A 21,611-nucleotide genomic window follows, 5' to 3' on the forward strand; every position below is an offset into this window, starting at 1 on the left:
ACAGTGTTACATTCAGCAGTTACAGGAATTGCTAACAAAGAGATTATCAAAACTTTATTAGCAAAAAATCCTTATTTAGTAATGATCAAAGATGCTTCAGGTCTTACTCCATCATATTATAATAATAGTAAAGAAATATTAGAAATATTGCAAAATTGTGAACGAGATATTATAGACCGGCTTAATATAGAACCATGGCATGGTTGGGCAGAAGATAAAATATATTTAGAGATGATATGTCTATAATCGGAAAAAATAAGCATACAATAATGGAGCTTGTATAAAAATTTTGTAAATTACCGGACAAGCATCTTCCTTGTAAATTTAACATATAGTATTAGATTTGCAAGGAAGATATAAAGAATAAAAAACGGTAAGCATGTAAAACTTACCGATTAAATTTAAAGCTTAAAAGATTATAATTCGGTGATAGGGATATAATTGATATTTCCATCTTCTCCTATCAATGGGTAATACTCTGTTTGAGGGTTATAAGCATCATAACTAATTGATGTTTGTAATGATAGTTTTTGTGCTAATATTATCAATTTTTCTTCATATAACTCAAAAGATTTTTTTAAATCCTCTTTTGTAATCTTTACAGTTTTAGCTTCATCTGTATTTACTTGGAGCGTTTCAATATTTTCTGTTAAGCTAGTTTCAATATTTTCTGTTAAGCTATATTTTGTTAAAGTTATTTTTTCTAGTAGGGGAAGAAAATATGCTCTTATTGTTACCAATGCTGTAGGAATACCAAGTTTATTTAATAACATCTAATACCTTAACAATTTTGAAGTGGCAGCATACAAGCCTCACTTATTAATGTCAACATAAATTAACATATATAATATATAAATATTAAATGCTCATTATTATAATTTTCTTTCACAAAATCGAAATAAACTGTTATTAATATAAAAAACCAATCTTAATCTAATATATGCGTTCTTTATTTGTGATAATTATATTCTTTCTAATGAGCAGTTGTAATTTAAAACCGGTATATAGTGAAAAATACAGTAGAAATAATGATTTAGAAGCTATTGAAGTTGAACCAATTCGAACAATTGAAGGGGCTGAGTTTTATCATCGTTTAACTAGTATTTTACCTCAGAAAGCACAAGCAAAATACCTGCTTAAAGTAAAGCTTATCGCAACAACTATGCCTTCTACTATTGAAAAAAACTCCAATGTTTTAAGGGAATATATTAATCAATTAGTTAGATATAAATTAATTGATATAGAAAGCCAAAAGGTTTTAATTGAAGAGAAGTTTTACCAAAACACGTCATATAATGCTATTTTTAAACCATATGCGACAAATGTTGAAAGAGATAAAACAGGAATAGACTTGGCATATCAAGCAGCAGAAGAAATTCGTAGCAGATTAATTTTATATTTTACACGGAAATAGTTAAGCTATGAAATTTTATTTTTCACAAATAGGTAGATTATTTGAACTAATAACATCCGGAAAGATTAGAGCTCTTTTACTATATGGTCCTGATAAAGGTTATATAGAAAAAATTTGTAAGCATTTAGTAAAAAGCTTAAATATGCTACAAACTTCTATAGAATACGCAGATCTTAATATTTCATCTTTAGAAATATTACTTAATTCGTCTAATTTTTTTGGTCAAAAAGAATTAATTAAAATTAGATCGGTTGGGAATTCAATCGATCAGAATTTAAAAACAATTCTAAACAGTGATTATATAAATTTTCCTGTATTTATAGGTGAAGAAATGACTTCTAGTGGGAGCATTAGAAAGTTTTTTGAAACGGAAGAATATTTAGCAGCAGTTGCTTGTTATCATGATGATGAAGCAAAAATTGAACGAATTATTTTAGGTAAAGTAGAAAAAACTAATAAAGTTATAAGTAAAGAAGCTATCACTTATTTAAAAGCTCATTTAAAAGGTGATCATGATTTAATTTGTAGCGAAATAAATAAATTAATATATTTTGTTCACGATGCACGCGAAATTACTTTAAACGACGTTCTAGAAGTTATAAGTAGCGAAATTACGGCAAATGGCAGTGATTTAGCAATGTATTTTTCAAAAAAAGATTATAGTAATTTTCTGCAAGAGCTTGATATATTAAAGAAACAAAATATCAATGAAGTTTTAATTATTAGAGCATTAATAAGGCATTATTTAAATTTATATATAGTTTTGTCGAAAGTAAAAAACGGTGAGCGTTTGGAACTCGCAATAAAATCATTATCACCACCGATTTTCTATCAGTATATTAATGATTTTACGAAGATAGCAAACGGTCTTAGCCTCACTGAATGTCTAAAGACTTTAAAAGTGCTACAACAGGCAGAAGTGGATTATAAGTTAAATCCTGCTAGTTTCGATTTATTCCAAAGTATACTCCAAAGTAAATGAAGAGTAGACGAAGTTTAATGTGGAAAAGAGCAAGGAGACTATAAGGCGAGGAGCGGAGCGTATACTTGAATACGTGAGCACCGTAGCGCTTATAAGATGACGTAGCCAATTTTTCAAATTAAACGAGTATACATTATGCCTAGACCTGATTTTTCTGACCCTAACAAACAAATTCACGAGATAATTAGAGTTAATCATGCCGGAGAATATGGTGCAAAAAGAATTTATCAAGGACAGCTAAAATATATTAAATCTCAAAATGATCATATATTGATTAAAGAAATGCTTGACCACGAAGAAGTGCATTTAAATTATTTTGAAAAAAAATTACTGGAAAAAAAAGTGAGACCCACGTTTTTATTATTTTTTTGGCATCATTACGGATTTTTACTTGGTGCTTTATCTGCCTTGATGGGAATAAAAACGGCGATGCTTATTACCGAGAGTGTAGAAGAAGTAATAGAAAAACATTATGAACAGCAAATAAATTATTTAGAAAATAAAAATGTTGAGCCAGAATTATTAAATAATATTATTAAATTTCGACTTGATGAAATTGAACATAAAAATATTGCTATAATGAATTATAGTACTGAGGCAATATTTGTAGAAATAACTAGTAAAATAGTGAAGATAATTTGTCGTATCTCTATAATTTTAAGTAAGAAAATTTAGAGTTAACAACTTAATTAGTTAAAAAATCTAGAAATATTTTACTTCTAAGATATTAAGAAGATAAAACATTAGTAATATTATTAGAAATGGTGATGAAAAGAAAAACTTTTTTTAAATTTGTTCTTTATTTTTTGCATTTGTATTTTTTAGAATTAATAAATAAAGGGGCCAGGGGTTAAGATCCGTTGCTGTAAGACAACAACCTCCATTATACTTCATGATTTTACTCACTTATAATAATAGACTCTTGGCATAACTTAATATTAAGTTTTGACAGATTGGTCTTGTAACAATGGAGTTTAAACATTATTAGCGGTCTATATATTAGTTGAATAATATAAAGAGTCAAGAGATTTTAGTTGTCATTGATAATAAATAATGTAATTCTGAGTTGCGGGGTATATTTTCTATATAATCTCCTTCTAGCATTTGCTTTTACATCAATAATAATTTATATTTATTTTCACTCATGCGAATAGCAGATTACTTTTGTAGTTTGTTATTGGTGATAATTAGGAAATATAAAATAACAATATGAGTCAAAAGATAACTTTAAATAATTCATATTCTATTACTAAATCGCACTTATTCCATATAGTAGACCCAAGCCCTTGGCCCGTCCTAACATCTTTTGCTTTACTTCTTTTGGTTATAGGCGGCGTCTCGTTCATGCATGGCTACAAATTTAATATATATATTTTATCTGCAGGGATTATTTCAGTAGGTTACTGTTTATATTCTTGGTGGAGAGATATAGTGAAAGAAGGAATAGTCGAACATCAGCATACTAGTCCTGTTAGAAAAGGTTTGCAAATAGGTATGGCGTTATTTATCTTAACGGAAATAGTATTTTTTGGTGTATTTTTTGCTTCTTTTTTTAAATCAAGTCTATCACCCGTAGGTCTTTTAGACGGTGTATGGGTTGTAAAGCAGGGCATTTGGCCTCCACCTACAATTAAAACTTTTGAGCCGTTTGATATTCCTTTTATCAATACTTTAATACTACTCTTATCAGGCACTACCGTTACTTGGGCTCACTACGCCTTAGAAGAAAAAAATCAAAAAGATTGTGTAACTGCACTTGCTCTTACCATATTGCTTGGAATATTTTTTACAACTATGCAGGCATATGAATATTACCATGCGGCGTTTAAATTTACAGATGGCATATATGCTTCTAATTTTTATTTAGCCACGGGTTTTCATGGAGTTCATGTAATTATAGGTACTATATTTCTAATAATTTGCTACTTTAGAGCAAAAAGAGGAGATTTTACTACAGAAGGTAATGGACATTTAGGGTTTGAATGTGCTGCATGGTACTGGCATTTTGTAGATGTGGTTTGGTTATTTTTATTTACGTTTGTTTATATATTTGGAAGTTAAATTATACTATATGTGATTATAATGTTACTTAAAATAAGTGTTTTTAAAATATTTTTGCATATTAATTAAAATTGCATATATTTAGGAGTTGATTTATATATAAATAAATTATACATTATTTTTTAAATGCTAATTATTTTATTGAGGTAAAACATATGAACTTTCCTATTCGTAAATTAAACGAAGAATTAATCGATTATAATCTATCATTACGCATATTATTTACTATTCTAAGCGTGGCTATTATTATGGTAGCTTTTGATAGCTTAGGTGCTAATGTCGACGATCCTGTAGGTGATGCATTATGTAAGTTAATTAAAGTATTCAGAGGCAATACTGCAAAAGGTATAGCTGTTGTCGGTATAATTGTTCTGGGGATTCAAACATTAAGAGGAAAATTGCAGTGGGAAGTAGCTTTAGTGGTAGTTACTGCAATCATTATATTATTTAAAGCTCCAGATATTGTTAATATGGTATCAAGTGATACTAATAGCTCAAATTGTGGTGTTTCCTAATACACAAAAAAATTATTATCTCTTTAGTAATACCCATAAGCCGAAGCTTATGGGTATTTTTATTTTTTAAGTGATGTTGTTGCATAGCCCCTATGTCATTCCTGCAAAGGTAGGGACAAGACAACCTTAATATAGGTTACATATTTAATAAAAATAAACATATAAAAACAAGTTTTTATATGTTTTACTGGATTCCGCCTACGTGGGAATGACATCAATTGCCTTTATACTCAGGTCAACAGCAACATTCGTACAATACTCAATAGTGTTTTAATTGTTTTGATGGATCACGTGGTTAAACCACGGGATGACAGTAGATTTTGTCGGTCTATGCAACAACATCCTCACTTAAATAAAAGTCCTAATCTATTACCTATAACAATATCAATATATTTTGCTGTAATAGGGATCCCTTCAATATTCATTTCTAGATATATTGCTTGTTTTGCAGGGATTTTTGTTTGTAGTTTTGTAATTGATACATATTCATCTAAAGCTTGATTATTAGTATCCATTACTCTTACTTTGATTATAGGATCGGAAATTAAATAATCAGACTCATTAGATAATTTATAAAATATCTTCATACCGCCTATATGACGAGGTTTGCCTAAATTAATTTCTTCTATCTTTAATTGATCATATTTACCTAAGAATTGAAAGCTATCTATTAGTAATATCACTAAACAAAAAATTATAAAGCTAGTCCATAATATTGGAAATATATTATATTTTTTCTTAGGAGGAATATACGGTAAAATAACCGGCACATTAGCATTGTAATGATTTTTAATAGTTCCCGTGTTTACTTTATCTTTAAAGTCATTTAATGTACTAGTATTATAGTCTAATTTCTGATACCACAAATGGCTACATTTGGAACATTTTACTCGTCGTCCGTTAATACCTATTTGATTGCTTGTAACAATAAATCTTGTTTGGCAATTTGGGCAAGTAATATGCATAGTTAATTATAATTATTATGTTTGACTTCATGATAATCTCATTTATTATTTTTGGCAATAAAACAGTTAAAAGATATGTCCTCTCTTATTAAAGAAATTGAAGAAGTTTGGCAAATTAAGGACAAACTTCTTCAAGATTCTTCAAAGCTTATAACATTAAAGCAAACTCTTAATGATAGTATAGAAAGCTTAAATCAAGGTACGATTCGTGTTTGTGAAAAGAAAGAAAATAGTTGGTACGTTAATGAATGGGTAAAGAAAGCTATATTACTATATTTTATCACTACGGAATCACAACTTTATAATAACAATTATAATAGTTGGTATGACAAAGTTGCTCCTAAATTTTCTGCAGATACTGATAAAAATACATTTAAAGAAGCAGCTATACGCAAAGTGCCCGGAGCTGTTGTTAGAACCGGTACTTATATAGCTAAAAATGTTGTAATTATGCCTTCTTTCATTAATATAGGTGCTTATATAGATGAGGGAACAATGATTGATACATGGGCTACTATCGGTTCATGTGCTCAAATCGGCAAGAATTGTCATATTTCAGGCGGCACGGGAATAGGTGGGGTGCTTGAGCCGTTGCAAGCAAAGCCTGTTATCATTGAAGATAATTGTTTTATCGGTGCAAGATCGGAAATAGCAGAAGGTGTAATAGTAGAGGAAGGAGCAGTAATTAGTATGGGGGTGTTTATCGGTAGCTCTACAAAAATAGTATACAGAGATACAGGTGAAATTATTTACGGCAGAATTCCGGCTTATTCCGTTGTAGTTCCAGGAGTATTACCTGCTAAGGAAGCCGGTAAGCCTGGACTTTATTGCGTAGTTATCGTAAAACAAGTCGATAAAACTACTAGAGCTAAAGTAAGCATAAATGATTTACTGAGATAGATAGATCAAGGTGAGCGTTCATGGGTTTTTCACTGTCACCCCGTGGCCTGACCATGGGGTCCAGAAAAAATAACTTCAATATTGTTACCTACACTACATGTTTAACAAAATAAACATATAAAAATAAATTTTTATATGTTTTCCTGGATTCCGTGAATAAATCATGGGATGACAGAGAGGAATAATAAGCCGCTTAATACCAGTGAAAGGTCACAGATCAATAATATCGCCGATTATACCATTAAGATATCCCTCTCTTTGTTGTTGTTCTGAAATATCTGTTTGTTGAATTGCGTTATTATTTGGGTTTCCTAAGAATATTGTATGCCATAAGCATTGCATCTCGTTGTTTTTGAAAGCAAAGTTCGTTTCCTTGGGCCCATATATAAATCATATTTTATAGGCTTTTCAGCCTTATTTATAAGACTGTCATAACATTTTTAATATAGAGTCTAATTTATTATTCTTTCTATAAAATATGATAGCTGGGTCTTCACGTCCTAAGTTAAATAGCGTATCGTCGATTTTATTGTACATTTCTTTAAGTTCTTCATTACATGTTAAGCTGCATTATAATTAACTAAAGCTTCATTATAATCTTCTGCTTCGCTCAATATATCGCCTATTTTAGAGTAGCAGCTAGCTATAGTTTGAGTCACTTCTGCTTTGTCCGAGTACTTAGTTTACACTTTATGGCTTCTTTATAATATTGCACTGGTTGATCGTGTTTAGGTTCTATATTTTTTATAGAAGATAGATAGTGATTTTGTATGAATCATATTTCAATTAAGGAACTATAGCAATCATTGGATTGAGACCATGTTTTAGATAACATTTCTTCAAATAATGATAATTCTTTAATTTGTAAGTTTAATACATATCGGTAAGATTGAATAAACGGTTTATTGTCTGTGAATTTCTCAATAGAGTCTAAAATTTGCAATATTACCCCTATAAGGTTATTAGCTTGTTTGTTTAATATGATAGCTTGCAATTCTGATAATTGTGCTAATCCCTCAAAACAAGAAAGAGTTTTTTCTATAGCCGGTATTGTATTGGAGAACTTGGTAAATATGGTTTAATATAACCCTTATAGTTAAAAAATTTTGAGTAGTTAAGAGGTGTATATACATTAAAGTCTTCAAAAATTGATTGGATAGTATTAATTATAAATTCTAAATTTATCTGTATTTGTGTATGTAAATTTTCTATCAGACTGTCTTGTTCCTTTAACAATGCACTTAGCTGCTTTATCGCTAAATTTTGTACTCCTTTTTTCTCTTCTAGGTGTTTAGTTCTAGAGAGAGGTTTATGCCCCCATTTTGAGAAGTAGGTTTATAGAAAAATTTTATATCAGAGAATTCTAATGTATCCTTGTTAATAGCAATGCTATTTTGTACATCGGTATAATGTTTTCATGATTATTTTCATTACGTTGTGTTATTACGCATATAACATTTCCTTTTAATTTTTTGTGTTCTTCTGTAGGAAAAATATTTTTAAAGTCTTCTATAATCCTGTTAAAGATACTAGGGGATTTTACGGTCTCTTCTTTTGCTACTATGATAAATTTTAATTTATCGGTCATTTGAACTAGCTTTTGAATGAAAAATACATTGATTAACTCTTGCACTGTATCGGGTACTCCGTTAGAGCGTTCCCAAAATACTTTTTCTGCAATTTCAAATTTTTTGGGATCATATATAGCCGGTTCGTATTTATGCTGAATTTCCGGCGTTTTTTCAAAATCAAATAATTTATCAAATGTAAATTCTTCACCGTTAATCTTAAGGTTGTTCTCAAGAGCATTTAAAAATGTGTTTTTTCCACTATAAGGTAACCCTATTACTACTCTGTAGCTTCTGGTGTTTTTCCTGCTGGTATTAGTGAATAATTCACTTCAGTCAATGCATTGAGAATATTTGCTTTTAAAGAATCAAGAGCAGTTTCTTCTTCTGTGAAAGGTTTAATCTCAATTTCTGTGGGAATTTTAAATTTCATATATAACCGCTAATCTATTCTTTAATATAAATTTTTATACTGTCGCTTTCGCCGCTATCGCTGATAGCTCTAATAATAAATTCACCGGCTTTTGCTTTCCATATTACTGCTTCGTTTGGTTTCGCGGTTGCTATTAATTCATTTTCCACAAACCAAAAAATGTTGTTGGTTTTATTATCGCTAATCGCACTAAAAGTAATGTTATCGCTATTTTTAATTGAATGTACGGAATTTTTTAACGGGTATATAATTTTAGGTTTTTGATGATGCCAATTTATCAACCTATTGCAATGGTTTGTAGGTATCGGTTTCGGTAATATATGTATTCCTGCTTTTTGATAAACCGCAAGCATATCTGTTGGCCATAAATTTACTGTTTTATATTCTGTTTGTCCTTTAATAAAGTTACAAGCAGGCATACCGGTTTTTAAATCTATCAACATTTTTCTATAAATACCGGATTGTTTTATCGGTGATTTGCCTTGAATGAATAAGGTTTCTGCTTTAACCGGACACATATCGTTATCGATATCTCCCGTATCTGCACAAACTTTTACTTTAGTAATATTTAGTGCATTAATTTTTGAAAGGATTAAATCCTCATCTTTATTTGGTCTAGCTATGGATTCGATAATATTAAAGAATAAAGGGGCTGCAGCAATATTACCCGTAAATGTTCCGTGAGTTTGTCCTTTGAAATCCCCAACCCAAACAGCAAGTACGTATTTCCCGAATATGCCAACGCTAAGTGCATCTCTAAATGAGCTGGAAGTACCTGTTTTCCAATAAATCGGTAAGTTATGCCTTGTATTATTATAGGTAATAGGACGGGTCGTATCTTTTATAATATCAAGTGTTAAATAGCTTGCCTCGGGGGATAGTAGTACGGTGTCTGTGTCATCCTTGTCCTCTCCTGTGTCATTCCCGCGAAAGCGGGAATCCAGTAAATCATATGAAATTTTTGTTCCAACATTTAGGTAATTTTTTATGGATTCCTGCTTTTGCAGGAATGACATAGTAGAATCCAATACTTTTCTAAGCGGTTTATAAGTACCGAAATTAGCAAGCATAGCATAAAGAGTAGTTAACTCTTCAAGAGTAATTTCTGCTGTGCCGAGCACTATAGATAAACCGTAATTTTCAGGTTTTCGTAAGCCGCTAATTTTTGCTTGTTGTAAGAACTCATAAAAATTCGGGTTTTTTAACTTAGACGCTAGAAATATTACAGGTACGTTACGGCTCTTTATTAACGATTCTCTAGCACTTAAACCGCCTGCAAACCTACTATCAAAATTTTCCGGTTTATAATAATCATAGTAAGTAGGTGTATCCTTTAGTAAAGTTAACGGATGTATTAGTGATTGATCAAAACTAAGTGCATAGACAAACGGTTTTAAAGCTGAGCCTGGAGATCTATGGCTTTTAGTGCCGTTAATCTGTCCACAAATATCGTTATTAAAAAACTCTCCGGAGCCAATACTTGCAAGCACTTCCATAGTAGTAAAATCAATAAGAATTACTGAGGCATTATTAATGCCATATTTTGTCCGATCATTAATATATAGCCGAACTTGTTGTTCTATAGCAGCTTGCAGATTTTTATCTATAGTAGTGCGTATAATAGGGCTATCATTATTTGCTAATATGTCTAAAGTAAAATGCGGTGCAATAAAAGGAAGCTTTTTATTTTGATTAAATTTAACCGGCAAACTAATTAACTTATTATAAATAATATCTTGTGGGTGAATCGTGAGCCACTCGGTAAATAGATATTTACGTGCTTTAAAAATATTAATATCATTCCCGCCTCTTTTAAGCGGATTTTGTGGGATTACTGCAAGACTTAGAATATCGATCAAATTTAAATCTTTTATGTCACGATTGAAGTAAATATAACTGCCGGCTGCTATCCCTTCAATATTACTACCGTAAGGCACTAGATTTAGATAAGCTTCTAGGATTTCATCTTTTGAATAATGTAGCTCTACATGAATAGCTTTAATGATTTGATGGATTTTACCAAGAATAGTAGAAGAGTTTATTCCATATCTTAAACGTGCTACTTGCATTGTTATAGTAGAGCCGCCTATTTTACGATTATTCTGTAAATAAGTAGAATAAAAAGCTTTGGCTAAAGAAACGGGGTTAACGCCAAAATGCGCATAAAAATGCTTGTCTTCATATAATAGTACTGTTTCTATAAAACTTGTCGGTATTTCACGTATAGGAGTGAATATCCTATATTTATCGTCTTTAGAAAGCGAAATACGCATTAACTCGCCGTTTCGGTCAAATACTCTTTGTGAGAAACTTACGTCTTTAAGTAAAGGTGCAGGAGGAATAGCAAAATATAATATTATAATGCCGCTGATTGTAATAAAAAGTAATTTGGTTTTGAGAGACAAAGTAATATACCTTATAGGTTAATGTCATTCCCGTGTAGGCAAGAAAGCGCGGTTGCGTGGAACGATTTTTGCGTCATTGCGAGGAAAAACTGCAAGTTTCGACTAAGCAATATTGGAACAATTCCTGAGATTGTCACGCTCACTAACGTTCGCTCGCAATGACGACTTGGGTATTCATGCGGGAGTGACATCATGTTATATAACAATCATTATAAAGCATTTTAAAAATAATGAAAATTTTAATAATATAGTTTGCATGTATAAATATCGTATAATATTCTACGAGATTTTAATAAATTAACTAAACGTAAACGTTAACAAAAATAACATTTCCTATAAATACTAAAATATCATATAAAATCCACTTTACTATCCTATTTTATAACTCATCAATGTAAATTTTTGACATAATATTTTTTATGTATCATTATCTTTAATAACAAAAAAGTATTAATATTTTAAGTAATTGCTAAGATTTATTAAAGAGAAATTAGATATTATGGAAAAAATATTAAATCTATAAATTCTAAACTTACAAAATTATTCTTACTTAACTGTGCTAATGCTGCAATCCTTACCGCTGTGACTGGGGAAGCAAGAGCAGATATAGAAATCTATGATATATTGAACCATACTGCTGACTACCAAATATTAACTCCTGCTCAAAAGCTTAATGTTATAAAAGGAATTCAGGACCGTACAGATTTTGGTGACCTTGTTGACGATCTTATGCCGGGGGAAAGAAGATTATTCAATAACGCAATAATAGAAGTCACTCTTCAAGTAGTTGCTCCTGTACTTAACGGTGCTAGAGAAAGAAGAGAAGCACGTGCAGCCGGTGTTGAAGTTGTTGATTTAACAGGTAATACAGCAGTAGAAACAGGACGTAACGAGCAAGAGATGGCTCTAGAAAATAGACTTCAAGTATTGGAAATCCTTGCTAAAGCTGAAGGGGCAAATGCTGTCAGTATTAGCGATAAAATTAAAAAGGCTATACATTTTATAACATAGAAAATTTAAATACACCTTTGGAGCAGTTAAAATATATATCTATGACAGGCGGTGTAGATGCTAATGACGATTTAAAAGTTGTAAAGAATCTGTAAGAAGCATCGATATTAATGCTAAATACTCTGAATCAGGAAACAGCCCTTTATTAAATAAGTTTAAAAGTGTAGCTACTCCGGAAGCAAAACATAAATTATTAGATCAATTTAAAAACTATGTTAATCAAAACTTAGTTGAGCTTGAGTCTAAACAATCTAGTATTCCCATAAGATAATCCGTAATGAAGTTAGCTGATCCTGCAATAGTAGTTAATTATTGAGAGCAGATGGCTAAATTAAAAGAAGCATATATTGATAACGGTAAAATTAAGATAGTGAATGAAAACGATAAGGTAGTTGATGAGCAAGGTCTAAAAAGTTATAACAAGATTTTAAAAGATGTCGGTTTAATAACTAAAGATTTGGATGGTAAGAAAGTGCAGGCATTGATAAATAATTTCGATGCTTTAACAATGAGTGATCTGGCACTTGTCCTAAAAAAGACTGTAGGTGAAATAAGAATAGATAATGAGGGTCTAGTAGGTCTTGTAATATAGCACCTCAAGCAATGGCAGAAGTAGTACCGCCTCCTCCGCCTCTACTGGGTGGAGTAGCAGCTCCTCCTCCGGCAGGTGTAGGTATAAGACTTGCAATAGCTAGGGATATAGCAAATCTAGATGCCATAGGTGATGATGAACTAAAATTAGCAGGTTATAAATCTAAAGGCAAAAGAAGACGCTGCATTAAGAGGAAGAATAGCTGCACCGGCACCGGTTGTAGGCAGAGCAGTTGCAGAAGTTCTTGTAGCTCCGAATACTTTAGACAGAATATTTCATAATGAGATGTATTTAGCTAAAAATAATGGAAATCCCGGAAAGCTAGAAGTAAGAACATTAGATTAGGTGCAGAAACAGATTTAGGGATTACTATCAAAACACTTGTAACTTTAGAAGAAAGGAAAAGTTCACTTGAGTCTTTAGCATTATTTTCAGAAGCAAAGCCTGATAAAGCACAATTAATGATAAAAGCTGAGAATATTTGGAATAGACTAAAAGATGATGATGTAATAAAGCAAATTTCAAGGCAAGCTTTAACTTTAAATAATAAAATAGCCAACAAGGAATTTTTTAAAGAGCTATTTAATGAAGAAGAACATAATGCAATAGACCGTTAAACTATACTTTTGATAAATTACCGCTGGACTTACAAAATCATATTACGGCAAGAAGTACTGAAATAAAAATAAAAGATGAACTACAAGATAAGAAAACAATTATATCAAGAATAGATTATATTGCTAAAAATGAAAATGTTTTAGGAGCAAATTCTTTAAATAATGAAATAGAGATAAAATTTTCCGATGTACTAGATCTAGCTCCTAATAAAGGAGAAGTATGAGATAATATAGTCCTTACTCCTAAAGCAAACGAAGTAAATACTCAAATAAATAATTGGATTAATAACAATATTGTTAATTTAACAGTGGAAAGTAATATAGATAGAGGCTAACATTTTTACAAAATAAAGCTGTACCGGCAACATTATCAAGAATTTATGAAACGGCAATTGATACTAACTCTAGATTACTAAGAAAAGTTTTAGCCGATAATGCAGTTGGTTTATCTAAAGCTTCTAAAACCATTACAGAGAAAAATATAACAGATGCCGTACAAAATAATTTTAATGCAAAAATGAAAGCTTTAATACCTAATACTAAAGATTTCTTAAAAGAGGCAATTGTAAAATTTCTTAATATAATAAGTAATGAGAAAATAGAAGCGGTATTAAAAGGAGTAAAAGCAGCGAAAGCTGCTAATACCCCTGTTATTGCACCAGTAATAGTGGTAGCAGGTGGACTGCCACTACTCACCTGCGAGGATAGGATATAATGGGCTTGGTATGGACGGTTTAGTCAGAAAGAGGAACAGTCTAAAGCCTATCGTAAATCTTTTTCCTAAAAAAAATGCTGCGGTTGCAGTGGCAGTAGTTTATATTGCTCCTACTTCTAAAATAGGGGAAAAAATACGAAACCGTTGTTCAAGCTATAGCAGATTCAGTTGACACGGATTTCAAAAGAGAGTTAGCAATAAAGACTTAAGGAAAGGAAAAACTAAAAGCATTAATTGTAGAAGAAGTTTTTGAGAAATATACAACTAAAAATGCAGATGCACTTGATGGTAATATAAATCAATTAGCTCAAGCTATAAAAGAAGGCACCAATATTGAGTTCATAGGTCCTAAAAGAGAAGTAGCAAGTGGTATAGATCAGGAAACAAGAAATCTATGTGTTAGAATGAATCAAGATGCAGGATTAATGCAGCAACTTAAAGCGAATAATTCTAGGTTAGCAGCAATTATAGAAGCGGCAGCTGTAAATGAAGCAGAAGTTGCTACAAGACATCCTGAGTCAGCAGCAGTACAAGCAGTAACAAATGGAGATGTAAGCTATGGTGGAGTAGTTGTAGTAGCTCCTGCTGTTGCTTCTGTGGTTCCTGTTGCACCGTTGGTTTTACCGGCAGATCCTGAAGAGGATGCAGAAGAGGTAATAGCTGTTCCTGCAGTTGCAGCTCCATTAGTACCGGCACCGGTAGTTATTAATATGGAAGATGTAGGGGTAGTTCCGCCTCCGGTGGAAGAAGCTCCACATACTGATGCAGAAATTATGATTGTTCAACGTGTAGAGAGGATTGTTCCTGTAGAGGGCAATATTGAAGGCTTTGATGATAAAGATGATGATTTTAACATTGAAGAAGATTATGAAAATGATGATTATAATATAATACAGGAGCGAACAAAAGAGAAGTATCTAGTAGTACAAATAAATCAGAATCTAAGGATTTTGAAGTTAGCCTTGAAAACTCGAAGCAAGAGGAAGTTAGACAAGAAGAGGAGGCAAAAGTAGTTGCTTCTATAAAGGAAGCCGCAGAAGCAAGCATTGCTGAAGCTGTAAGAGTTGAAGCTGCTGAAATTGTAGAAATGCAAAATGCAGTAAAACAAGACGAAGAAATGATTGGAGCAATATATAATCCGATTCATGATATCACTCAAATAAGCTGTAATATTATATCGCATAGAATGTTCTCTAGTGCTGTGGTTGCTGCGGGTGATGAAGATGAAAAAGTGTTAGATAAAAGCCTTTGGATTACAGGTACTTACGGTACTAATACGCAAAAAGGTTTTGCCGGTTATAAAGGTCATGCTGCGGGTGGCACTATAGGTTTTGATATTGGTTCTGATAACTACAAAGATTTAGTCGGTATTGCTTGTACTAAATTGGATTCAAAGTTTAAATCTAACGGTAGCAGGTCAAATACTAATATCGATAGCCATATCGTAACTTTATACGGACAAAAAGAATTACCGAAAAACTTTATGATACAAGCTATGTTTGCTTACAATCATAATATAGTAAAGAGTAAATCAACCGTTTAGGTACTATTGCAACCGGTAAATATAAGAATAATAATTATAACTTTGAAACTTTATTAAGTTATAATCATCTTATGAATGGTGATATTACTCTTACTCCAAATCTTGGTATAAGATACGGCCACTCTAAAGACGATACATATCAAGAAAGTGATGTTGTAGGTATTCAGCATTTGAGTATTGCTTCTAAAAGCAGCATTATAGAGCGGTATTTTATAGGCGGTAAGGTAGCTCTTTAGCACCGCAGAAAATAGCTGAAGGTTTCAGTGTTATGCCTGCACTTTAAGCATCTGTAGAACATTACTTAATGATAATAGTAAAAAACTTAATGCTAAAGTAAAATGGCAAGATAGAGAAGTTAATGAAACTATCGCATTACCGAAGCAACCTAAAGTCGCTTATAATAGCGGTGCTAGCGTTTTAACTGAAAAAGATAATGTAAGCGTATTACTTGAATATCACTGTCATTTACAAAAGAAATATCAAAGCTATCAAGGCTTTGTGAAGTTGAAAGTGAAGTTATAACAGCCAAAATAGTCATTGCAAGAAAAAACTGTAAGTTTTGACTAAGCAATCCAGTAAAAAATGCTAATTTATAGCATTTTTTTTATTTTTTGTGGATTACCACGCAGCCTACAGTTGCTCGCAATGACGATTATGGACCCACGCTAGCAATGCACTCCCAAGAGTCGTAAATAATACTTATTACTCGTCTCTTACTACTAACACTGATATATCTGAATGACGGACGATTTTAGAAGCATTAGGTCCAAGCATATAATCTTTTAATTGTAGTCTGACTGCAGAGATTATGATTAAATCGGCTTTAATTTCATTAGAGTGCTTAATTATTTCATCATAAACGGCACCGCTACCTATATAATAATCTGTTTCAATTTCATCGGGAATATATTGTTTGATAAGCTCTTTAATTTGAGCTTTATACTTTTCTTTTTTCTCTGTTCTCCAATGTTTAGGTAAATAATCTTCAAACATTTTCGTACCGAATTCAGGAATTACATACATAAAATGTAATTTTGCTTGAAAGTTCGTCGCAAGCATTAAAGCCTTAGAAAGAATACCTTTTATAGATTTTTTATCATTTAAATCTATAGGTATCAGTATATTTTTAAATATAGTATTTTCAGACATAAGATATTGTTAGTTTTTGTTTCTTACTGAATCATGTTTTGGTAGAACAAAATTTTTAGTATCGGCGAAATAGTTAATGTCCAGGTTATTTAATAAGTAATTAGAAAGTTTAAAATTTGCTACGTTTCTATGAAAAGCTCCGATAAATTTATCTAAAATATCACGATTTGCCTCATCTCTAGTTACTAGGATTGCCGATACTTTTACTGTAGTTTGACTATCGGTAATCCATGGATATAAGCCCTTATGAAGTATGGCTTTATGAAAAGCTCTATTTTGTTTTATTAATTCCGTTATTTTATCATTGTCAATAGAAATGAAATCAATTTCACACTTATTAGCTATTAAATTTACTAAGGGGTTAGAATGTCCAACCATCATTATTATAGCATCTATTTCCTTATTACAGAATTGATCACTAGAATCTTCATAATTAATGTGTAGCTCTTCAGGTTCCTTAGCAAATTTATATAAAGAACGTACGACATCATAAGTAATATGACTACTGGAAAATGCTGGACCGTTAGTTATTTTTTTTCCGTCAATATCAGCAAAACCCTTTATTTTATCCTCATCTTTTACAATAACCGTAAAAAACTCATCATGTAGATTAAGCACCTGACGTAAATTTTGCATTTTTTCTTGATCGTGATAATAACCTATGCCCTCATATGCTTCTACTGCAATATTAGCTTGCACTAGGGCTAAATCAATTTTGCCTTGTTGTAATAATTTTAAATTTTCTATACTACCGTTTGTTGCAACAACTTCGCATTTAATATGTTCATTATTTTTATTGTCATTTGTAATAGTCTTGCATAAATCAAGTCCAATAGCATAATATCCTTTTAAAATAGAGCCGGTACCGATTTTAATGACTTTTGGAGCAGCATAAATATTACTGCAAATAAGAAATATGCTAATAATAGTCGCTAGTTTAAAATTGTTCATAAAGCTAATTTGAATTATTTGTGGTATTTTGGTTTTCTTTATGTTCACCAAGTTTTAGTTCTAATAAATTAATAGCACCGATATTTATTCCTTTGTCTGAAAACTCAATATCAAACTTAGCTTTTTCTATATTGTTGTAAGCCGAATTCGAATCATTTTGCTCTGTATTTAATTGCACGTCGGAAGCTTTATTAATTGCTTTAGCAATAATTGTTTTAATTATTTTCTTAGAAAAAATAATATTATTCGGTAATAATTTATCAACTATGGAATTATAATTTTCCAGCTCAAAATATAGTTTTCCTTTCGGTAATTTATTGGCAAAGAGTTGTAAATCACCGTTTAAATTAACTTTAGAATCATTATCACAAGTAAAAATAAATCTTTCTATATTAAAATTTTGTAAAATAGCTGAATCTTCTCCGTCTTCAGCAAATTTTAAAGAAGCAGCAATATCTAAATTAGCATTTTTAAAATTCAAAATATCTTTTTCTGAATAATAATTCATGTTTAAAAATAAGGATATATTTTCCTCACTTGCTAAATTCTGTTTTCTTATAAGAAATGCTAAATCATTAATTTTAAAGATTTCTTGATTATCTTTAAATATCAATAATGCTTTATTATTTAACTGAATGGATTTTAATATTTCTTTTAAATTATCATCTTTTAATATTTTATATAAAGGTTTATTAAATTTTCCTATACCCTTTATGTCATCATCGCTGCGTACATCATAGGTAAATGTTTTGTCGCCGTAATTATCAACTTCTCTAATAAAAGGACCGAAATTAAGAGCGGTTCTTTTAGTACTAAAAGCTATATTTAGGACAATATTTTCGCATGTAAATTCTTTAGAATTTACATGATCAATTAATTTTACTTTAGGGTCCGTTACGGTAATTTTCCAATTAAAAGGATAGCCTGAAAACTTAACTACATTATAAGATATTTTAAGATTATCGGATTCAGAATTCTTCATTAAACTTATAACGTTATTTTTTATAGTATATGCAGTTGCAAACCATATTATAGTAAAGGCTAAAAACACAAAAAGAAGTATTTTACGTATCACTTTTTTAATCCATTATAATTTTATATTACGAGTAGCAGCAGGAAGGCGTACTTTTATGCCGTCTAATTCTTCGGTTAAAATAATTTGACATCCCAATCTAGAAGTATCGGTAAGACCAAAGGCTAAGTCAAGCATATCTTCCTCTGCTTCCGTAGGTTTTTTTAATTTGTTGTAAAATTCTTCTTCTAAAATAACGTGACAAGTAGCACAAGCAAGCGATCCTTCACAAGCTCCCTCAAGGTCTAGATCGTTACTATGGGCAATTTCTAAAATAGAAAGCCCTATCGGTGCTTCTACTGTTTTTTCTTCTCCATCATTTATAATAAATGTTACTTTTATTTTTCCTGACATTCTTCTTATTTTTCCTTATCTAAATTAGTTCGATTATATATAATATTTTATATATAACTGAGGCTATTTAATTTGATTGATATTTTTGCCTTTTAGCAAATCATTAATTATTATATTAAACTTTGTATCCATAGATTTTTTTATTTTGGATTTAAACTCGTTAATAGAATTATTAATTAAGATCCAATCTCTAGCGTGTACGGCTTCTTTTATATTATCTAATAAAGAATTAATTATAGATATCTCACTTTCCGATAATAAAGTTGTTAATTCCGCTATAGCACGTTCTATGCTAAAGATTAAAGCCTCTGCTTCAATTACTGCTTCTTGTAATAATCTTGTAGTATAATCTATTTTAGCATTTTTATACGCGTTTTCTAACATAATATCAATCTCCGTTTTATCAATACCGTGATTTGGCTTTACTTCTATAGTATGTGATGTATTGCTGATTTTCTCATAAGCAGAAACGGATAATATACCGTCTGCGTCAATAGAAAAAGTAACTTCGGCTCTAATATATCCTGCTTTCATAGGAGGAAGTCCCTTTAACTCAAATCGGGCTAAACTGCGGCAATCGGCAGCCATTTCACGTTCACCTTGTAATATATGAAATTGTATACCAGTTTGATTATCGACATAAGTCGTAAATTCTTTTACGACCGAAATAGGAATCGGAGTATTATGCATGATGATTTTTTCAACTATACCGCCATATAATTCCATACCCAGCGATAAAGGTGCTACATCAATCAATAATGAATTTGTATGGGGTGCTATTAAATTTTCTGCTTGTAATGCAGCCCCCCATACAACTGCTTTATCAGGATCGATATCTGATAGAATATCTATTTTAAATGCTTTATATAATTCGTCTTTTATTAAAGGAATGCGGGTTGCACCCCCTACTAAAATAACTCCGTCTATATTTGGATTTCCTGCTTGTTCTAAACACTCTTGAGCTATATTGATAGTACGTTCTACTAATGGTAAAATTAATTGCTCTAATGTTTGCTTATTAATTGATACATTATCATTATTAAAACTATCTTTATATGTTAAAGTTTCTTTTGCTTTTTTTGCAAGTTGTAAAGTATCTATAGAATTAGGTAAATCAAATTTATTGCAAAGATATTGTGTAATTACTACATCTATATCGTTGCCACCAAGCATATTATCGCCGTTTGTTGCTATAACTTGAAAAATACCTTCTTGTATATTAAGAATAGATACGTCAAAAGTGCCGCCGCCTAGGTCATATACTAAATAACAGCCTTTTTGATTTTTGTTTAAGCCGTAAGCATAGGCAGCTGCAGTAGGTTCGGCAATTAGCCTTAATACTTCAAAACCTGCTATTTTAGCCGCAAGCATTACTTCGCCTCTTGCTGCATCGTTAAAATGTGCAGGTACTGTTATTACTGCTTTAGTTAGATTAGTCTTTAATTGTTCTTCTGCTTGATTTTTTAGGTAAATAAAAATTTCTGCTGCAATTTCAGGGACTCTCAGTTGTTTATTTGCAAAATTTAGCTTAAGCTCACTACTATTGGTATCTAGATAATCTTTAACTAACGAAAAAAGTGCCGGAGTATTTAGAATTTCTTTTAATGTTTTACCGAATAGTCTTTTAATAGAACGCAGTCCTTTATTATTACCTATAGTAAAATTGTTACTTGTAAAATCTATAGTAGTTGGGATTAATTCTTTATCATCTATAGATTTAATCACTGTAACTTGTCTATTAGCTGCAATAGCTATTAATGAGTTAGTAGTGCCAAAATCGATACCGACTGCTATTTGCCGTTCTTGCTTAAAATCAGCTTGCTCCGGTTCCCTAATTTCTATTATTTGCATGATTTTATTTTTTCTTGCAGTTTATGCAGCAATGTCCCAATATATTTAAGCTTGCTAATTTTTATAGTTGCGTCTGATAGATTTTGTTCTTCAAAAGCTTGTTTTAAAGAATCAATTTCAAGCTTTTTCATTAATTCATATTTGTCTTTTATTTTTTCTAAATCACTAAATAAGATAGTATTTTCGATTATTTCCATTTCATCCCAGAATATGCTTAATTCTAGCGGGGAAAGTAAACTACGTGTTTTTTCGTCATTCAAATTTATATTTTGCAAAAGCAGCATATATTCAGCACGCTTTAAGGCATCTTTAAGAGTAGAGTAAGCGTTATTTAATTCAGCCGCAGTAATTAGATTGTGTTCCTTTTCCTGCAAAGTTTTTGCTTTATCGGGATGATATTTTACCTGCATAGCAAAATATTGCTTTTCTAATATCTTTAAATTAATATTATACTCTTGCGGAAGTCCTAATAATTGAAAATAATTTTGCACTTTTCCTTTTTTGTAATTCTAA

Annotated in this window: 27 protein-coding genes and 1 pseudogene; 15 read left to right on the forward strand and 13 right to left on the reverse strand. The window is 31.0% G+C overall.

Annotated elements, in window-relative coordinates; all coding sequences use genetic code 11:
- The first annotated feature begins 3 nt into the window (after positions 1 to 3).
- Positions 4 to 284 (forward strand): annotated as a pseudogene (locus WSW_RS01000000108090) (hypothetical protein).
- Positions 285 to 416: 132 nt separating this feature from the next.
- Here the strand turns inward: WSW_RS01000000108090 and WSW_RS0102610 are convergent.
- Positions 417 to 773, reverse strand: a complete 357-nt coding sequence (locus WSW_RS0102610) for a hypothetical protein (RefSeq protein WP_016916964.1) — start codon at positions 771 to 773, stop codon at positions 417 to 419.
- 167 nt (positions 774 to 940) lie between these two features.
- On the opposite strand from WSW_RS0102610, the gene WSW_RS0102615 reads away from it, so the two are divergent.
- The 5 genes from WSW_RS0102615 to WSW_RS0102635 all read left to right on the forward strand — a co-directional run bounded on the left by WSW_RS0102615 (position 941) and on the right by WSW_RS0102635 (position 4,972).
- Entirely contained in the window at positions 941 to 1,414 is a 474-nt protein-coding gene (locus tag WSW_RS0102615) for a hypothetical protein (protein WP_016916965.1), read from the forward strand.
- A 7-nt stretch (positions 1,415 to 1,421) separates the two neighbouring features.
- The gene (gene holA, locus WSW_RS0102620; protein ID WP_012736533.1) at positions 1,422 to 2,396 is read left to right on the forward strand and encodes a DNA polymerase III subunit delta; all 975 of its coding nucleotides are present in this window, start codon (positions 1,422 to 1,424) and stop codon (positions 2,394 to 2,396) included.
- A gap of 135 nt (positions 2,397 to 2,531) precedes the next feature.
- Positions 2,532 to 3,071, forward strand: a complete 540-nt coding sequence (locus WSW_RS0102625; protein WP_016916966.1) for a demethoxyubiquinone hydroxylase family protein — start codon at positions 2,532 to 2,534, stop codon at positions 3,069 to 3,071.
- 534 nt (positions 3,072 to 3,605) lie between these two features.
- Positions 3,606 to 4,457, forward strand: a complete 852-nt coding sequence (locus WSW_RS0102630) for a cytochrome c oxidase subunit 3 (RefSeq protein ID WP_016916967.1) — start codon at positions 3,606 to 3,608, stop codon at positions 4,455 to 4,457.
- 155 nt (positions 4,458 to 4,612) lie between these two features.
- The gene (locus WSW_RS0102635; RefSeq protein ID WP_016916968.1) at positions 4,613 to 4,972 is read left to right on the forward strand and encodes a TrbC/VirB2 family type IV secretion system protein; all 360 of its coding nucleotides are present in this window, start codon (positions 4,613 to 4,615) and stop codon (positions 4,970 to 4,972) included.
- Positions 4,973 to 5,316: 344 nt separating this feature from the next.
- On the opposite strand, the gene WSW_RS0102640 is transcribed toward WSW_RS0102635, so the two are convergent.
- Entirely contained in the window at positions 5,317 to 5,937 is a 621-nt protein-coding gene (locus WSW_RS0102640; RefSeq protein WP_016916969.1) for an MJ0042-type zinc finger domain-containing protein, read from the reverse strand.
- Positions 5,938 to 6,012: 75 nt separating this feature from the next.
- On the opposite strand from WSW_RS0102640, the gene dapD reads away from it, so the two are divergent.
- Positions 6,013 to 6,837, forward strand: coding sequence for a 2,3,4,5-tetrahydropyridine-2,6-dicarboxylate N-succinyltransferase (gene dapD / locus WSW_RS0102645; protein ID WP_016916970.1), 825 nt, complete (start codon positions 6,013 to 6,015; stop codon positions 6,835 to 6,837).
- A gap of 775 nt (positions 6,838 to 7,612) precedes the next feature.
- Here dapD and WSW_RS1000000111520 read toward each other — a convergent pair.
- The 4 genes from WSW_RS1000000111520 to pbpC form a co-directional block, all read right to left on the reverse strand.
- Complete coding sequence (locus WSW_RS1000000111520; protein ID WP_156793053.1) at positions 7,613 to 7,831, reverse strand: hypothetical protein; 219 nt, start codon at positions 7,829 to 7,831, stop codon at positions 7,613 to 7,615.
- Between the two features lie 369 nt (positions 7,832 to 8,200).
- Positions 8,201 to 8,470, reverse strand: coding sequence for a hypothetical protein (locus WSW_RS0102660; RefSeq protein WP_016916973.1), 270 nt, complete (start codon positions 8,468 to 8,470; stop codon positions 8,201 to 8,203).
- A gap of 215 nt (positions 8,471 to 8,685) precedes the next feature.
- On the reverse strand, positions 8,686 to 8,838 hold the full coding sequence (locus tag WSW_RS1000000111940; protein WP_016916974.1) for a hypothetical protein: 153 nt from the start codon (positions 8,836 to 8,838) through the stop codon (positions 8,686 to 8,688).
- Between the two features lie 14 nt (positions 8,839 to 8,852).
- Positions 8,853 to 11,243: a penicillin-binding protein 1C gene (pbpC, locus tag WSW_RS0102670; RefSeq protein WP_016916975.1), complete on the reverse strand. Its 2,391-nt coding sequence runs from the start codon at positions 11,241 to 11,243 to the stop codon at positions 8,853 to 8,855.
- A gap of 582 nt (positions 11,244 to 11,825) precedes the next feature.
- On the opposite strand from pbpC, the gene WSW_RS0102675 reads away from it, so the two are divergent.
- The 4 genes from WSW_RS0102675 (at position 11,826) to WSW_RS1000000112295 (ending at position 13,463) form a co-directional block, all read left to right on the forward strand.
- Positions 11,826 to 12,254, forward strand: coding sequence for a hypothetical protein (locus WSW_RS0102675; protein ID WP_016916976.1), 429 nt, complete (start codon positions 11,826 to 11,828; stop codon positions 12,252 to 12,254).
- A 322-nt stretch (positions 12,255 to 12,576) separates the two neighbouring features.
- Positions 12,577 to 12,846: a hypothetical protein gene (locus WSW_RS0102680; protein WP_016916977.1), complete on the forward strand. Its 270-nt coding sequence runs from the start codon at positions 12,577 to 12,579 to the stop codon at positions 12,844 to 12,846.
- Positions 12,847 to 12,857: 11 nt separating this feature from the next.
- A complete protein-coding gene (locus WSW_RS0102685; RefSeq protein ID WP_016916978.1) occupies positions 12,858 to 13,127 on the forward strand; it encodes a hypothetical protein in 270 nt (89 codons plus the stop codon).
- Positions 13,128 to 13,307: 180 nt separating this feature from the next.
- The gene (locus tag WSW_RS1000000112295) at positions 13,308 to 13,463 is read left to right on the forward strand and encodes a hypothetical protein (RefSeq protein WP_004996505.1); all 156 of its coding nucleotides are present in this window, start codon (positions 13,308 to 13,310) and stop codon (positions 13,461 to 13,463) included.
- A 378-nt stretch (positions 13,464 to 13,841) separates the two neighbouring features.
- On the opposite strand, the gene WSW_RS1000000109240 is transcribed toward WSW_RS1000000112295, so the two are convergent.
- Entirely contained in the window at positions 13,842 to 14,159 is a 318-nt protein-coding gene (locus tag WSW_RS1000000109240) for a hypothetical protein (RefSeq protein WP_016916979.1), read from the reverse strand.
- Between WSW_RS1000000109240 and WSW_RS1000000111525 the strand changes: the two genes are divergently transcribed.
- The 4 genes from WSW_RS1000000111525 to WSW_RS1000000113555 all read left to right on the forward strand — a co-directional run bounded on the left by WSW_RS1000000111525 (position 14,141) and on the right by WSW_RS1000000113555 (position 15,957).
- Complete coding sequence (locus WSW_RS1000000111525) at positions 14,141 to 14,350, forward strand: hypothetical protein (protein WP_156793054.1); 210 nt, start codon at positions 14,141 to 14,143, stop codon at positions 14,348 to 14,350. The genes WSW_RS1000000109240 and WSW_RS1000000111525 overlap by 19 nt on opposite strands.
- Before the next feature lie 232 nt (positions 14,351 to 14,582).
- Positions 14,583 to 15,191 carry a hypothetical protein gene (locus WSW_RS1000000112845; protein ID WP_016916981.1) on the forward strand — a complete coding sequence of 203 codons (609 nt, stop codon included), beginning with the start codon at positions 14,583 to 14,585 and terminating at the stop codon, positions 15,189 to 15,191.
- Positions 15,192 to 15,265: 74 nt separating this feature from the next.
- A complete protein-coding gene (locus WSW_RS1000000113550) occupies positions 15,266 to 15,721 on the forward strand; it encodes an autotransporter outer membrane beta-barrel domain-containing protein (RefSeq protein WP_016916982.1) in 456 nt (151 codons plus the stop codon).
- Positions 15,722 to 15,726: 5 nt separating this feature from the next.
- On the forward strand, positions 15,727 to 15,957 hold the full coding sequence (locus tag WSW_RS1000000113555; protein ID WP_083832913.1) for an autotransporter outer membrane beta-barrel domain-containing protein: 231 nt from the start codon (positions 15,727 to 15,729) through the stop codon (positions 15,955 to 15,957).
- 466 nt (positions 15,958 to 16,423) lie between these two features.
- Here the strand turns inward: WSW_RS1000000113555 and WSW_RS0102720 are convergent, their stop codons facing one another.
- From WSW_RS0102720 to hscB, 6 genes are all read right to left on the reverse strand, one after another.
- Positions 16,424 to 16,870 (reverse strand): universal stress protein, encoded by a 447-nt coding sequence (locus WSW_RS0102720; protein WP_012736528.1) that lies wholly within the window; start codon positions 16,868 to 16,870, stop codon positions 16,424 to 16,426.
- A gap of 9 nt (positions 16,871 to 16,879) precedes the next feature.
- Complete coding sequence (locus WSW_RS0102725) at positions 16,880 to 17,821, reverse strand: TAXI family TRAP transporter solute-binding subunit (protein ID WP_029374957.1); 942 nt, start codon at positions 17,819 to 17,821, stop codon at positions 16,880 to 16,882.
- 4 nt (positions 17,822 to 17,825) lie between these two features.
- Positions 17,826 to 18,896 (reverse strand): RP198 family tick cell line-upregulated protein, encoded by a 1,071-nt coding sequence (locus tag WSW_RS0102730; protein WP_016916985.1) that lies wholly within the window; start codon positions 18,894 to 18,896, stop codon positions 17,826 to 17,828.
- Between the two features lie 12 nt (positions 18,897 to 18,908).
- A complete protein-coding gene (locus tag WSW_RS0102735; protein ID WP_004996492.1) occupies positions 18,909 to 19,247 on the reverse strand; it encodes a ferredoxin family 2Fe-2S iron-sulfur cluster binding protein in 339 nt (112 codons plus the stop codon).
- Positions 19,248 to 19,310: 63 nt separating this feature from the next.
- Positions 19,311 to 21,098 (reverse strand): Fe-S protein assembly chaperone HscA, encoded by a 1,788-nt coding sequence (gene hscA / locus WSW_RS0102740; protein WP_016916986.1) that lies wholly within the window; start codon positions 21,096 to 21,098, stop codon positions 19,311 to 19,313.
- Complete coding sequence (gene hscB, locus WSW_RS0102745; RefSeq protein ID WP_016916987.1) at positions 21,089 to 21,589, reverse strand: Fe-S protein assembly co-chaperone HscB; 501 nt, start codon at positions 21,587 to 21,589, stop codon at positions 21,089 to 21,091. The genes hscA and hscB overlap by 10 nt, the downstream gene beginning before the upstream one ends.
- Positions 21,590 to 21,611: the final 22 nt, after the last annotated feature.

The sequence above is a fragment of the Rickettsia honei RB genome (assembly GCF_000263055.1).
GTDB classification, from domain to species: domain Bacteria; phylum Pseudomonadota; class Alphaproteobacteria; order Rickettsiales; family Rickettsiaceae; genus Rickettsia; species Rickettsia rickettsii.

Excerpts from the sequence above, each read along its gene's own strand:
- WSW_RS1000000113550 (WP_016916982.1), top strand. The coding sequence starts at position 15,266 with ATGCAAAATGCAGTAAAACAAGACGAAGAAATGATTGGAGCAATATAT.
- WSW_RS1000000112295 (WP_004996505.1), top strand. The coding sequence starts at position 13,308 with ATGATAAAAGCTGAGAATATTTGGAATAGACTAAAAGATGATGATGTA.
- WSW_RS0102630 (WP_016916967.1), top strand. The coding sequence starts at position 3,606 with ATGAGTCAAAAGATAACTTTAAATAATTCATATTCTATTACTAAATCG.
- WSW_RS0102635 (WP_016916968.1), top strand. The coding sequence starts at position 4,613 with ATGAACTTTCCTATTCGTAAATTAAACGAAGAATTAATCGATTATAAT.
- WSW_RS0102735 (WP_004996492.1), bottom strand. The coding sequence starts at position 19,247 with ATGTCAGGAAAAATAAAAGTAACATTTATTATAAATGATGGAGAAGAA.
- WSW_RS1000000112845 (WP_016916981.1), top strand. The coding sequence starts at position 14,583 with ATGAATCAAGATGCAGGATTAATGCAGCAACTTAAAGCGAATAATTCT.
- hscA (WP_016916986.1), bottom strand. The coding sequence starts at position 21,098 with ATGCAAATAATAGAAATTAGGGAACCGGAGCAAGCTGATTTTAAGCAA.
- holA (WP_012736533.1), top strand. The coding sequence starts at position 1,422 with ATGAAATTTTATTTTTCACAAATAGGTAGATTATTTGAACTAATAACA.
- WSW_RS0102685 (WP_016916978.1), top strand. The coding sequence starts at position 12,858 with ATGGCAGAAGTAGTACCGCCTCCTCCGCCTCTACTGGGTGGAGTAGCA.
- WSW_RS1000000111940 (WP_016916974.1), bottom strand. The coding sequence starts at position 8,838 with ATGAAATTTAAAATTCCCACAGAAATTGAGATTAAACCTTTCACAGAA.
- WSW_RS0102615 (WP_016916965.1), top strand. The coding sequence starts at position 941 with ATGCGTTCTTTATTTGTGATAATTATATTCTTTCTAATGAGCAGTTGT.
- WSW_RS0102610 (WP_016916964.1), bottom strand. The coding sequence starts at position 773 with ATGTTATTAAATAAACTTGGTATTCCTACAGCATTGGTAACAATAAGA.
- dapD (WP_016916970.1), top strand. The coding sequence starts at position 6,013 with ATGTCCTCTCTTATTAAAGAAATTGAAGAAGTTTGGCAAATTAAGGAC.
- WSW_RS0102625 (WP_016916966.1), top strand. The coding sequence starts at position 2,532 with ATGCCTAGACCTGATTTTTCTGACCCTAACAAACAAATTCACGAGATA.
- WSW_RS0102680 (WP_016916977.1), top strand. The coding sequence starts at position 12,577 with ATGGCTAAATTAAAAGAAGCATATATTGATAACGGTAAAATTAAGATA.
- WSW_RS0102725 (WP_029374957.1), bottom strand. The coding sequence starts at position 17,821 with ATGAACAATTTTAAACTAGCGACTATTATTAGCATATTTCTTATTTGC.
- WSW_RS0102720 (WP_012736528.1), bottom strand. The coding sequence starts at position 16,870 with ATGTCTGAAAATACTATATTTAAAAATATACTGATACCTATAGATTTA.
- WSW_RS0102640 (WP_016916969.1), bottom strand. The coding sequence starts at position 5,937 with ATGCATATTACTTGCCCAAATTGCCAAACAAGATTTATTGTTACAAGC.